Source organism: Allorhizobium sp. DMC15, from assembly GCF_056314065.1.
Genome location: NZ_JBQUZB010000004.1, coordinates 67,396 through 79,944, shown reverse-complemented (window position 1 = coordinate 79,944; position 12,549 = coordinate 67,396). Strand labels below are relative to the sequence as shown.

Sequence of the window (12,549 nt, the reverse complement as noted above, 5' to 3'; positions counted from 1 at the left end):
TTACTCCCCGGAACTCCCTGGTTCGAATACCTTCCCGGGGACGGGTCGATCATGACCTGCTCAGAAATTAGAATTCTTCTAAAAAGGCATCTCGACAGATCAAGTCGCCGCCGCTAGTGTTTCGCAATTCCAATCTCATAAAGGACGACGACGATGAAGGGTGATCCCAAGGTCATTGAGCAGCTCAACGAAGCGCTGTTTCTCGAGCTGGGCGCGGTCAATCAGTACTGGTTGCACTACCGCCTGCTCAACGATTGGGGCTACACAAAGCTCGCAAAGAAGGAGCGGGCCGAGTCGATCGAGGAAATGCAGCACGCCGACAAGATCATCGACCGCATCATCTTCCTCGAAGGTCACCCGAACCTGCAGACCGTCGCGCCGCTGCGCATCGGCCAGAACGTCAAGGAAGTGCTGGAAGCAGATCTCGCCGGCGAATACGACGCCCGGACCGCCTATAAGGCCTCGCGCGACATCTGTCATGCTGCCGGGGACTACGTCTCGATGAAGCTTTTCGAAGCGCTCCTCATGGACGAAGAGGGCCATATCGACTTCCTGGAAACCCAACTGGATCTGCTCGCCAAGATCGGCGAAGAGAAATACGGCCTACTCAATGCCGAATCGGCCGATTCCGCCGAGTAATGCACGGTAACGCTGGACTATGCCCAGCACGACCATGAGCACAAACGAAAAGCCCGAAGGTCCTGCCTTCGGGCTTTTCGTTTTGCAATTTCGCCAGAAACTCCAGCGGCGGCAATGCCAGCGAGTGATGCAGTTTCAACTGCCCCGGTTCTGCCGGTTCGCGATCAGGTCGTCGACGACACCGGGATCGGCCAGCGTCGACGTATCGCCAAGAGCACCGAAGTCGTCCTCGGCGATCTTGCGCAGAATACGTCGCATGATCTTGCCCGAACGCGTCTTTGGCAGCCCTGGGGCAAACTGGATCTTGTCCGGGCTGGCGATCGGCCCGATTTCCGAACGCACATGTTTGACGAGATCAGCGCGCAAGGCCTCATTGCCTTCGTGGCCGGACATCAGCGTGACGTAGCAATAAATGCCCTGACCCTTGATGCTGTGCGGGTACCCGACGACAGCGGCTTCCGACACCAGGTGGTGGGATACCAGCGCCGATTCGACTTCCGCTGTCCCGAGACGATGCCCCGAAACGTTGAGAACGTCATCGACGCGACCCGTGATCCAGTAGTAGCCATCCTCATCGCGACGGCAGCCGTCCCCGGTAAAATACTTGCCCTTGTAGGTCGAGAAGTAGGTCTGCACAAACCGCTCATGATCGCCATAGACAGAGCGCGCCTGACCGGGCCAGCTGTCCGTGATGCAGAGATTGCCGTCGGTGGCTCCTTCCAGAACCTTGCCTTCATTGTCGACCAGTTCCGGCTTCACCCCGAAGAAGGGGCGGGTCGCAGAGCCGGGTTTGAGCGGCGTGGCGCCGGGCAGGGGAGTAATCATGATCCCGCCTGTCTCCGTCTGCCACCAGGTATCGACCACCGGCGACTTCTGCTCACCGACAACATTGTAATACCATTCCCAGGCTTCGGGATTGATCGGCTCGCCCACCGAACCCAGCAGACGAAGAGACGATCTGTTGGAGCGTTTGACGAAGTCGTCGCCGGCGCCCATCAGCGACCGGATTGCGGTCGGCGCCGTGTAAAAGATATTCACCTTGTGCTTCTCGACCACCTCCCAGAAACGTCCCTGGTCGGGGAAGGTCGGCACCCCTTCGAACATCAGCGTCGTCGCGCAATTCGCGAGCGGTCCGTAGACGATGTAGGAATGTCCCGTGACCCAGCCCACATCGGCCGTGCACCAGTAGATATCACCGTCATGATAGTCGAAGACGTATTCATGGGTCATCGACGCGTAGACGAGATAACCGCCTGTCGTATGCATGACCCCCTTTGGCTTGCCCGTCGAACCGGACGTGTAGAGGATGAACAGCGGATCTTCCGCTTTCATCTTCACCGGCGGGCAATCAGGCTTCACCGTGTGGACTTCCTGGTGATGCCAGAGGTCGCGGCCCGGAGCCCAGCCGATCTTGCCGCCGGTGCGGCGAACGACGAGCACCTTGTTGACGATGACATACTGCTTGGCGGCGATGTCGATGGCGATGTCGGTATTTTCCTTGAGCGGCACCGGCTTTCCGCCTCGTACGCCTTCGTCGCAAGTGATCACAAAAGTGGATTCACAGTCGACGATGCGCCCCGCGAGCGCTTCCGGCGAAAAGCCACCGAACACGACCGAATGGATGGCACCGATGCGCGCGCAAGCCAGCATGGCATAGGTCGCCTCGGGGATCATCGGCATATAGATGGTAACGCGATCGCCCTTCTTCACACCATGCTTCTTCAGCACGTTCGCCATCCGGCAAACATGCTCGTAAAGCTCGTTATAGGTGATCTTCTTGTCGATATACGGGTTGTCGCCTTCCCAGATGATGGCCACCCGTTCGCCATGCGTCTTCAGATGACGGTCGATGCAGTTGTAGGAGACGTTCGTCAGACCATCCTCGAACCATTTGATCGGCACCTTGCCCTTAAACGAGGTGTTTTTGACCTTGGTATAGGGCTTGAACCAGTCGATACGTTTGCCGTGCTTGCCCCAGAACTTCTCGGGGTCCTCGATGCTTTCTTCGTACCACTTGAGGTACTTGTCCTCATCGATCAGCGCCTGAGCTTTTGCCGACTTCAGCACCGGATAGGTTTTGGCTGACATGAATTCCTCCCATGTTGACGGGCCACAACTGGCGACCAGGACCGTCCTCCCCGGCCTATCGCGGCTATTCATATCAGGAGAAATTCAGCCAGCAATTAGACAAAGGTCATTCGCGTCTTGGAGAATTGCAATTTCGTTACATTCTCGCTATAAGGACGCCGAATTCCCGGAAATAGTGGTTTAAACCCACGGCCCGCGACAACCGGCGCGGACCCTCAGAAGGATTGTATCCATGGCCCAGACACTGCTCATGCCGAAGGCGACTGCCGTTTGGCTCGTCGACAATACCGCGCTGTCATTCGACCAGATCGCGCAGTTCTGCAAACTGCATCCGCTCGAGGTCAAGGCGATTGCAGACGGCGAAGCAGCTCAGGGCATCAAGGGTCTGGATCCGATCGCGACGGGTCAGCTGTCGCGCGACGAAATCGTCAGGGCGGAGAAGGATCCGAACCACAAACTCAAGCTTTCCGAACCGAAGGTCCGCGTGCCGGATTCCAAGCGTCGCGGCCCGCGTTACACTCCGGTATCCAAGCGCCAGGATCGCCCGAACGCCATTCTCTGGCTGGTACGCAACCATCCCGAACTGAAGGACGCACAGATTTCGCGTCTCGTCGGCACGACCAAGTCGACGATCGAGCAGATCCGCGAGCGCACCCACTGGAACTCGACGAACCTCGCACCGATGGATCCGGTGACGCTCGGCCTTTGCAGCCAGATCGACCTCGACCTGGAAGTGGAGAAGGCATCGAAGGGCCGGCCGCTGCCGACCGCCGCTGAACTCGGCGCCACACTCCAGTCGACCCTTGAGACGGAAAATCTTCCCTTCGGCTATGACCGCGAGGAAGAGAAGGAAAAAGAGATCGACGCAAACGCCGTCTTTGCCAAGCTTCAGTCTCTCAGGTCAGACCGCCGCAACGACGAAGAAGACGACCAGTACTGATCCTGTAAACCAGGCGAAAAACAGAACCCCGGCCCCTTGCGGTGACCGGGGTTTTCTTTTGCCCGAACGGATTTTCTGTCAACCGGTGGCGACTTTGGCCGGGGCCGGCACTTGGCCATGTGCCTGCAGCACCGCAGTGATCTCATCAAGGATGGCAGGGTCATCGATTGTCGCAGGCATCTTCCAGGGAAGACCGTCGGCGATCTTCTGCATGGTTCCGCGCAAGATCTTTCCCGAGCGCGTTTTGGGCAATCGATCGACCATCAACACCATCTTGAAGGCCGCCACAGGGCCAATTTCGTCGCGGACGAGTTGCACGACCTCCTTGGCAATGACCGCGTGATCACGGTGAACATTCTTCTTCAGCACCAGAAAGCCGCAGGGGATCTGTCCCTTGAGCGCATCGGCAATCCCGATCACGGCGCACTCGGCAACATCCGGGTGCATGGCACATACCTCCTCCATGCCACCGGTCGAGAGGCGGTGCCCCGCGCAGTTGATGATATCGTCGGTCCTTGCCATGACGAAGACATAGCCGTCTTCATCAATGATGCCAGCATCGGCCGTCTTGTAATAGCCCGGGAACTCCTCAAGGCAGGCAGATCGAAACCGCTCTTCCGCATTCCAGAAAGACACGAGGCAGCCGGGCGGCAAAGGCAGTTTGGCGGCAATGTTCCCAAGCGTGCCACGCGCCACGGGGTGCCCCGCGTCATCAAGCACGTCAAGCGCGTAACCAGGCATCGGCTTGGTTGGTGAGCCATGCTTCACGGGAAGCAGACCGAGCCCCGCCGGGTTGGCGGCAATTGCCCAGCCGGTTTCAGTCTGCCACCAATGATCGATGACAGGGATTTTCAGCTTGGCCTCCGCCCATTTGAGCGTTTCTGGATCCGCCCGCTCCCCCGCCAGAAACAGCGCACGCAGACCCGACAGGTCATAGCGCCCCATATGCTCCCCGTCGGGATCGTCACGCCGGATGGCACGGAAGGCCGTTGGAGCGGTAAAGAGCACTTTGACATCATGATCATTGACGACCCGCCAGAACGTTCCGGCATCCGGCGTCCCCACGGGTTTTCCTTCGAAGATGACGGTGGCGTTGCCGGCGAGCAAGGGACCGTAGACGATATAGGAATGACCGACGACCCAGCCGATGTCGGATGCCGCCCAGAACACTTCCCCCGGCTTCACCCCGTATATGTTGCGCATCGTCCAGTTGAGCGCCACCATGTGACCGCCCGTGTCCCGGACGACCCCCTTTGGCTGACCCGTCGTTCCGGAAGTGTAGAGGATATAGAGAGGATCGGTCGAAGAAACCCCTACGCAGTCGACGGTGGTTCCGGTCAGCTTTTCCTGCTCGATCGCCTGGGCGAGATCCACATCGCCATGCTCGTAGCGCAACGGCGCATGATACTGGTCGCGTTGCAACACGAGGCAATAGTCCGGCTTGACCTTTGCCATGTCGATCGCCTGATCAAGAAGCGGCTTGTAGGGAACGATGCGGCCTGGCTCCAGCCCGCAGCTGGCACCGATCACCACCTTGGCACCGGAATCATCGATACGCGTGGCGAGTTCGTGGGCGGCAAAACCACCAAATACGACGGAATGCACGGCTCCGATCCGGGCACAGGCCAACATGGCGAAAACGGCCTCAGGAATCATCGGCATATAGATGATCACTCGATCACCCTTCACGACGCCATGATTCCGGAGGACGCCGGCAAGCGCCGATACCTCGCTCAGGACTGCGTCATAGCTGTAACGCGCCGTCTGCCCGGTCATGGGGCTGTCATAAATAATCGCGGTCTCTGCCCCTCGACCGGCGACCACATGACGGTCGATACAGTTGTAGCAGGTATTGGTTTGACCGCCGGCGAACCAGCGTCCGTAGGCTCCCAGGTCGCCGTCGAAGATCTTCTCGGGCGGGCTGAACCAGTGGATGTCTTCGGCGGCCCGTGCCCAGAATGCGTCCGGAGCCGCTTGCCAGGCGGCATAGATGTCCTGATAACTGTTTTGCATGGCAACCCTCCCGAGGTAGTGAAGACCTCCCGGCCTCTATCGGAATATTAGGATTGCCGGCATATTCTGGGAAGCCAGACCAAAGCGCTATGCCGAAGGTCTAACACCCGATCAGCGGCTGCCGAAAATGGCCGAGCCGACGCGAACACTGGTCGCTCCGAACCCGATGGCTGTTTCGAAGTCTCCGGACATGCCCATAGACAGCTTCGCCAGGCCGTTTTCGAAGGCGAGCTTGGCAAGCAGCGCGAAGTGGGGACCGGGATTTTCATCGACCGGAGGAATGCACATCAGCCCGTCCACCTGCAGGCCCAGTTGGTCGCGGCATAGTGTCACGAATTGCGCTACATCATCCGGCGCAATACCAGCCTTTTGCGGCTCCATCCCGGTGTTGACCTGGATATAGACGCGCAGCGAACGCTCTTGCGCCGCCATCTCGGCAGCGAGCGCCCGTGCAATCTTTTCGCGATCGACGCTTTCGATCACATCGAACAGCGCGACCGCGTCGGCCGCCTTGTTCGACTGCAGGGGACCGATCAGATGCAGTTCGATATCGGGCGCCTTGGCTTTCAGCCCCGGCCACTTGCCTTGAGCCTCCTGGACCCGGTTTTCACCGAAGACCCTTTGGCCAGCATCAATGGCTGGCTGAATATCCGGCGCATCAAAGGTCTTCGAGACGGCAACAAGAGTAATGGAATCCGGCTCACGACCGGCCTCCCGCGCTGCCATGATGATCTTCGAGCGAACCTCGCCCAGCCTCTGTTCGACAGACATGACTGCTCCTTATCAGCATTCCCGCGACTGGAGCGCGGGTCCATGCGCAATGGGTTAAGGGTCTCTGTGCAGCCTGACAAGACATCACCACCGCGGATCAGGGAAGCACCTCAAAAACTTGACGCTTGGTCGGTTTCATGATGAAGGTCAGCCCTCCCTTTTGACGCTATTTCCGGAACTGCAATCCATGGCCACCGAACGTTACAACCCGCGCGACGCCGAGCCCCGTTGGCAAGCCAAATGGGCCGAGGAAAAAGTCTTCGAGACCGACAACGCGGATCCGCGCGAGAAGTACTACGTGCTCGAGATGTTCCCCTATCCGTCAGGACGCATCCACATGGGCCATGTCCGCAATTATGCCATGGGTGATGTGGTGGCCCGCTACAAGCGTGCGCGCGGCTACAACGTGCTGCATCCGATGGGCTGGGATGCCTTCGGCATGCCGGCAGAAAATGCTGCGATGAAGAACAAGGTCCACCCGAAAGCCTGGACTTATGAAAACATCGCCACCATGCGCGGCCAGCTGAAATCCATGGGCCTGTCGCTCGACTGGTCGCGCGAATTCGCGACCTGTGATGTCGACTATTACCATCGCCAGCAGCACCTCTTCCTGGATTTCCTTGAAAAGGGCCTGGTCTACCGCAAAAATTCCAAGGTCAACTGGGATCCGGAAGACATGACGGTGCTCGCAAACGAGCAGGTGATTGACGGCCGCGGCTGGCGCTCCGGCGCGCTGGTCGAGCAGCGCGAGTTGACACAGTGGTTCTTCAAGATCACCGACTTCAGCCAGGACCTTCTCGACGCACTCGATGAACTCGACCAGTGGCCCGAAAAGGTCCGCCTGATGCAGAAGAACTGGATCGGTCGCTCGGAAGGCATGCTGGTCCGTTGGGAGGTCGCTTCAGGCAGCACCGAGACGGAAGTGACCGTTTACACGACGCGCCCCGACACACTGTTCGGTGCGTCCTTCCTGGCAATTGCAGCAGACCATCCGATGGCGCGGGAGGTTTCGGCGACCAATCCGGACGTCGACGCCTTCTGCCAGGAATGCCGCCATGCCGGCACCTCTCTTGCTGCGCTTGAAACCGCTGAGAAGAAGGGGATCGACACCGGCATTCGCGTCAAGCATCCGCTCGATCCCAACTGGGAACTGCCGGTTTACGTCGCGAATTTCGTGCTGATGGAATACGGCACGGGCGCCATTTTCGGCTGCCCTTCCGGCGACCAGCGCGACCTCGATTTCGCCCGCAAATATAATCTGCCCGTCGTTCCCGTAGTCATGCCGAAGGACGGCGACGCGGCCACTTTCGCCGTCGGCGACACCGCCTTCACCGACGACGGCGTGATGATCAATTCGCGCTTCCTCGATGGCCTGTCGACCACAGAAGCTTTCGAAGAGGTAGCCAATCGCCTGTCGGCTCAGTCGCTAGGGAACGCTCCACAGGGCGAGCGTAAGGTGAATTTCCGCCTGCGCGACTGGGGTATCTCCCGTCAGCGCTACTGGGGTTGCCCGATTCCGGTGATCCATTGCGACGACTGTGGCGTGGTTCCGGTCCCCAAAAAAGATCTCCCGGTCCGCCTACCCGATGACGTGACCTTCGACAAGCCGGGCAACCCGCTCGACCGCCATCCGACCTGGCGCCATGTCGCCTGCCCATGCTGCGGCAAGGATGCCCGTCGCGAGACGGACACGATGGACACGTTTGTCGACTCCAGCTGGTATTACGCCCGCTTCACTGCGCCCTGGGAAGACAATCCGACGGATGTCGCGGCTGCCAACAAGTGGCTGCCTGTCGACCAGTACATTGGCGGGATCGAGCACGCGATCCTTCATCTTCTCTACTCGCGCTTCTTCACCCGCGCGATGCGCGAGACGGGTCATGTCGACATCAAGGAACCCTTCAAGGGGTTGTTCACACAAGGCATGGTCGTCCACGAAACCTACAGCATCGGCGAGGGTTTGGAGCGCGAGTGGGTGGCTCCCGCCGATCTGCGCATCGAAGAGGTTGATGGCAACCGGCGAGCATACCTCCTGACCAATGGTCAGGAAGCCCGGATCGGCTCGATTGAAAAGATGTCGAAGTCGAAGAAGAACGTCGTCGATCCCGACGATATCATCTCGTCTTATGGCGCCGACACGGCACGCTTCTTTGTTCTGTCTGACTCGCCGCCGGATCGCGATGTGATCTGGTCAGAAGCCGGCGTAGAGGGAGCACACCGCTTTGTTCAGCGGGTCTGGCGTCTGATCTCTGAGGCCGCCGACGAATTGCGTCCAGTAGTACCGAATCCGGCTAAGGATGGCGCTGCCCTTGAAGTCTGCCGCGCAGCTCACAGAACGCTGAAGGCGGTCCAGGCTGATCTGGACAAGCTTGCGTTCAACAAGGCGATCGCGCGGATCTACGAACTGGTAAACACGCTGGCCTCGCCGCTGACCCAGGTTGCCACTGGCAATGCGGAATCCTCTCTGAAACAAGCGCTTCGCAATGCCGCTGAAATCCTCGTGCACCTGATAGCTCCCATGACCCCCCATCTGGCAGAGGAATGCTGGAAGGTGCTGGGAAATGAGGGGCTCGTGGCCCAGACACCGTGGCCGAGCTATGATGACGCGCTGGTCGCTGAGAATGAAGTCACGCTGCCGGTTCAGATCAACGGCAAGAAGCGTGCGGAATTGACAATCAGCCGTGACGCGGATCAAACTGCCGTAACCGAAGCCGTCTTTGCACTCGACGCGGTGCGCAACACATTGAACGGCCAAGCACCGAAAAAGGTCATCGTCGTTCCGGGAAGGATCGTAAACATTGTTCTCTGAACCTCGGAAATCACAAATGCTTCGTCGGACGATGTTGGTTGCCGCAGCTTTGCTCTTGGCGGGATGCCAGGCGCGCCCTCTCTACCAGAGTATGGATGGCGATGGTGGAACCCGTGGTTCACTGGCAGCAATCGCCTATTCGCCCGCAGACAGCCGTGTCGGCTTGGAAACGCGAAATCGGCTGATTTTTCTGACAACAGGTGGCGTTGAATCTTCGACGCCGCAATATCGCGTGGAGTTGAGCGTCTCCACCGCTGTGCAGGGGGTCTTGTTGGAACGCGGCGCTGACACGCCAAACTCGGGCAGGGCGGTCGCGACCGGTACATACACCCTCAAACGCATATCGGACGACACCATACTAAAGGCCGGCCGTCGGCAGGCCGTGGCCTTGTTCGACTATCCGCGCCAGGAATTTGCAAAACTGCGGTCCGTTCGCGATGCCGAGACGAGAGCCGCACGGGAACTGGCAGAGCTGATTTATGCGGATCTCTCCATGGCATTAGGCCGCTAAAAGGCGGTCATGGTCGAGATCAAGTCACACGAAGTAGACGGCTTTCTCCAGAAACAGGCGAAGCATTATCGCATCTTCATCGTCTATGGGCCCGACAAGGGCCTCGTGGCGGAAAGAGCCAAGGCGATCGCTGAACAGACCGGTGTAGACCAATCGGATGGCTTCGCCCTGATTCGTCTCGACGTCGCTGACATTCAGAATGATCCGGGTCGGCTTCTTGATGAGGTCAATTCTTACGGACTGTTCGGTGGGGAAAAGCTGGTCTGGGTCCGTGGCGCGGCGAATGAAAAGCCGTTGGTGGACGCACTGCAGCACCTGGGCGCAAACCCACCGACCGGAAGCCACGTCATCATTGAGGCTGGTGACCTGAAGAAGGGATCAGCCCTGCGCAAGATTGGTGAGGCGCACCGAACGGTGGCATCCATTGCCTGCTATCAGGACGACGCCCGCGCTTTGAGCGGACTGATTGACCAGGAACTGGCGTCTGCGAATCTTAGGATCACACCGGCCGCGCGAGAGCTGTTGTTGAACTCCATTGGCGGCGACCGCATCGCGTCCCGGAATGAAATCCGCAAGCTCGTTCTTTACTGCCTCCATACGGAGCTGATCGATGAGCAAGATGTCATCGACATTGTCGGCGATGCGAGTGGTACCTCGACCGATGAGGTGGTCGATGCGGTCCTGAACGGGGACCTCGATGGGTTTCTGCACGCCATTCAAAAAGTGATTTCATCCAAGACCGCTATCTTCCTGGTTCTGCAGTCGACAATGAAACAGTTTCATCTGCTGGAAAACATGCGGTTGGAGATGGATGAACGCCAACAGCAAGCCTCGCAGGTCATGCAGACACTGGGGCGAGGCATTCATTTTCGCCGAAAGCCCGTCATCGAGAAAACGTTACGGAACTGGAACAGTGGAGACCTGGGGCGCGAAGCGTCGCGCTTACAAGCAGCCATCCTCGTAAGCCGACAGCGCGCCTCGCTCGAGGAGAATGCCGCAGTGCAGACGTTGCTTGCGACGACACTGCAAGCAGCCAGGCGCAACAGACGCGCCTAGCGGGCTTCCAGCAGGCGACAAATATCCTCCAGCTGCTCCAGGGACGTATAATTGATCTTCAGCTGGCCACCGCCGCCTTTGTGATTGATCGAAACCTGAAGTCCAAGTCTATCGGACAGGCTGCGCTCAAGAGCAATCGTGTCGGAATCCTTGGGCTCACGGGCTTCTGCCGGCTGTGAAGCTCCCTGAGACTTGATATGGTTCTGCGCCAGCCGCTCTGCATCACGAACCGACATGCCCTTCGTCGCAATAACCTTGGCAAGAGCGACCGGATCAGGCGTGGACACCAGCGCCCGGGCGTGACCGGCTGACAGGCTGCCCTCCGCCAGCATGTCTCGGACAGGCTCGGGCAACTTCAGCAAACGCAGACTGTTCGCGACATGACTACGGCTCTTTCCGATGATCTCGCCGAGGTCATTTTGCGTGTAGCCATGTTCTGCGATCAGTTGATCGTAACCCAATGCTTCTTCAAGCGGATTGAGATCCGCACGCTGGACGTTTTCGACGATCGCGAGCTCCAGAGCCGTTCTATCATCGACATCCCTGATGATGACGGGGATTTCCACTAGGCCTGCCAATTGTGCAGCACGCCAACGGCGTTCGCCCGCAATAATCTCGAACCTGTTGCCGCCGGCAATCGTGCGGACGACAACGGGCTGAACAATGCCGTGCTGACGGATTGAACCGGCAAGATCCTGCAATTCTGCTTCGTCGAAGTGGCGACGAGGATTCTTCGGGCTGCGCGAAACGAATTCGATAGGCAGCGTGCGATCAGGACTGACGCTTGGCCGCGTCTCTCCAACCGGAACGGGTTGATCCATCTCTCCGATTAGAGCCGCGAGACCACGCCCCAGGCGTCTCTTTGATACGTCTTCACTCATTACTCGTACCCTCGTCTCAAAAACCTGCCGAATTACGCAGCCTTGCGCAATCGTTCGCGCTGAATGACCTCGGAGGCAAGCTGCAGATAAGCCTGACTTCCCGCGCATTTCAAATCATAGAGTATGGCCGGCTTTCCATAGGACGGCGCTTCGGAGACGCGAACATTCCGGGGAATGAGTGTGGTATAGACCTTCTCTCCCAGATGCTCGCGAACATCGTTGACCACCTGCTGCGCCAGGTTATTCCGCGAATCGAACATGGTCAGCACGATACCCTGGATATCGAGCGAGGGATTCACGGTCTGCCTGACCTGATTGATGGTCTCGAGAAGCTGGCTCAAGCCCTCCAGCGCAAAAAACTCGCACTGCAAAGGAACTAGGACGGAATTAGCGGCGGCCATTGCGTTCATCGTCAGGAGATTAAACGAGGGCGGGCAATCGAGAAGGATATAGCTGTAGGCCCTCGCGTCATCCAGGCTCAGCGCCTGGCGCAGGCGGAACACGCGATCCGCCTTTTGAGCGATCTCCATCTCGAAGCCGAGCAGGTCCATGGTCGACGGTATGATGGACAAATTAGGCACGGCCGTTTCAAGCACAGCGTCAGCCACGGAATGGCTTCCGATCAGCACATCGTATGATGAGAGCACACGGTCGCGACGATCAATGCCCAGACCGGTGCTGGCATTGCCTTGGGGATCCAGGTCGACGATCAGAACTCGCTCTCCGATCGCAGCAAGCGCAGTCGCCAGATTGATGGCGGTGGTGGTCTTGCCAACTCCGCCCTTTTGGTTGGCAATCGTGATGATACGGTTCTTCGCGAGACTCATCTGGCACCTGAATT

10 protein-coding genes are annotated in these 12,549 nt (G+C 58.7%); 5 read left to right on the top strand and 5 right to left on the bottom strand.

What is annotated here, in order from left to right:
* Positions 1 to 153: 153 nt before the first annotated feature.
* The gene (gene bfr / locus ACT53S_RS18025; RefSeq protein ID WP_113377724.1) at positions 154 to 639 is read left to right on the top strand and encodes a bacterioferritin; all 486 of its coding nucleotides are present in this window, start codon (positions 154 to 156) and stop codon (positions 637 to 639) included.
* Positions 640 to 774: 135 nt separating this feature from the next.
* Here bfr and acs read toward each other — a convergent pair whose 3' ends face one another.
* Positions 775 to 2,727: an acetate--CoA ligase gene (gene acs / locus ACT53S_RS18020; protein ID WP_113377723.1), complete on the bottom strand. Its 1,953-nt coding sequence runs from the start codon at positions 2,725 to 2,727 to the stop codon at positions 775 to 777.
* A gap of 232 nt (positions 2,728 to 2,959) precedes the next feature.
* On the opposite strand from acs, the gene ACT53S_RS18015 reads away from it, so the two are divergent.
* A complete protein-coding gene (locus ACT53S_RS18015; RefSeq protein ID WP_476067998.1) occupies positions 2,960 to 3,667 on the top strand; it encodes a DUF1013 domain-containing protein in 708 nt (235 codons plus the stop codon).
* A 78-nt stretch (positions 3,668 to 3,745) separates the two neighbouring features.
* Here ACT53S_RS18015 and ACT53S_RS18010 read toward each other — a convergent pair whose 3' ends face one another.
* Both ACT53S_RS18010 and ACT53S_RS18005 read right to left on the bottom strand, forming a co-directional pair.
* Entirely contained in the window at positions 3,746 to 5,680 is a 1,935-nt protein-coding gene (locus tag ACT53S_RS18010; RefSeq protein WP_476067997.1) for a propionyl-CoA synthetase, read from the bottom strand.
* Between the two features lie 111 nt (positions 5,681 to 5,791).
* Positions 5,792 to 6,451 carry a YggS family pyridoxal phosphate-dependent enzyme gene (locus ACT53S_RS18005; RefSeq protein ID WP_476067996.1) on the bottom strand — a complete coding sequence of 220 codons (660 nt, stop codon included), beginning with the start codon at positions 6,449 to 6,451 and terminating at the stop codon, positions 5,792 to 5,794.
* A gap of 187 nt (positions 6,452 to 6,638) precedes the next feature.
* Between ACT53S_RS18005 and leuS the strand changes: the two genes are divergently transcribed.
* The 3 genes from leuS to holA are packed head-to-tail and all read left to right on the top strand — an operon-like array spanning position 6,639 to position 10,827.
* Positions 6,639 to 9,260, top strand: coding sequence for a leucine--tRNA ligase (leuS, locus tag ACT53S_RS18000; protein WP_476067995.1), 2,622 nt, complete (start codon positions 6,639 to 6,641; stop codon positions 9,258 to 9,260).
* 16 nt (positions 9,261 to 9,276) lie between these two features.
* Positions 9,277 to 9,771, top strand: coding sequence for a hypothetical protein (locus tag ACT53S_RS17995; RefSeq protein ID WP_476067994.1), 495 nt, complete (start codon positions 9,277 to 9,279; stop codon positions 9,769 to 9,771).
* A 9-nt stretch (positions 9,772 to 9,780) separates the two neighbouring features.
* Positions 9,781 to 10,827, top strand: a complete 1,047-nt coding sequence (gene holA, locus ACT53S_RS17990) for a DNA polymerase III subunit delta (RefSeq protein ID WP_476067993.1) — start codon at positions 9,781 to 9,783, stop codon at positions 10,825 to 10,827.
* On the opposite strand, the gene ACT53S_RS17985 is transcribed toward holA, so the two are convergent.
* On the bottom strand, positions 10,824 to 11,708 hold the full coding sequence (locus ACT53S_RS17985; RefSeq protein WP_476068271.1) for a ParB/RepB/Spo0J family partition protein: 885 nt from the start codon (positions 11,706 to 11,708) through the stop codon (positions 10,824 to 10,826). The genes holA and ACT53S_RS17985 overlap by 4 nt on opposite strands.
* A gap of 32 nt (positions 11,709 to 11,740) precedes the next feature.
* A complete protein-coding gene (locus ACT53S_RS17980) occupies positions 11,741 to 12,535 on the bottom strand; it encodes a ParA family protein (RefSeq protein WP_476067992.1) in 795 nt (264 codons plus the stop codon).
* Between the last annotated feature and the right edge of the window lie 14 nt (positions 12,536 to 12,549).

Excerpts from the sequence above, each read along its gene's own strand:
- ACT53S_RS17980 (WP_476067992.1), bottom strand. The coding sequence starts at position 12,535 with ATGAGTCTCGCGAAGAACCGTATCATCACGATTGCCAACCAAAAGGGC.
- leuS (WP_476067995.1), top strand. The coding sequence starts at position 6,639 with ATGGCCACCGAACGTTACAACCCGCGCGACGCCGAGCCCCGTTGGCAA.
- bfr (WP_113377724.1), top strand. The coding sequence starts at position 154 with ATGAAGGGTGATCCCAAGGTCATTGAGCAGCTCAACGAAGCGCTGTTT.
- ACT53S_RS17995 (WP_476067994.1), top strand. The coding sequence starts at position 9,277 with ATGCTTCGTCGGACGATGTTGGTTGCCGCAGCTTTGCTCTTGGCGGGA.
- ACT53S_RS18005 (WP_476067996.1), bottom strand. The coding sequence starts at position 6,451 with ATGTCTGTCGAACAGAGGCTGGGCGAGGTTCGCTCGAAGATCATCATG.
- holA (WP_476067993.1), top strand. The coding sequence starts at position 9,781 with ATGGTCGAGATCAAGTCACACGAAGTAGACGGCTTTCTCCAGAAACAG.
- acs (WP_113377723.1), bottom strand. The coding sequence starts at position 2,727 with ATGTCAGCCAAAACCTATCCGGTGCTGAAGTCGGCAAAAGCTCAGGCG.
- ACT53S_RS18015 (WP_476067998.1), top strand. The coding sequence starts at position 2,960 with ATGGCCCAGACACTGCTCATGCCGAAGGCGACTGCCGTTTGGCTCGTC.
- ACT53S_RS17985 (WP_476068271.1), bottom strand. The coding sequence starts at position 11,708 with ATGAGTGAAGACGTATCAAAGAGACGCCTGGGGCGTGGTCTCGCGGCT.
- ACT53S_RS18010 (WP_476067997.1), bottom strand. The coding sequence starts at position 5,680 with ATGCAAAACAGTTATCAGGACATCTATGCCGCCTGGCAAGCGGCTCCG.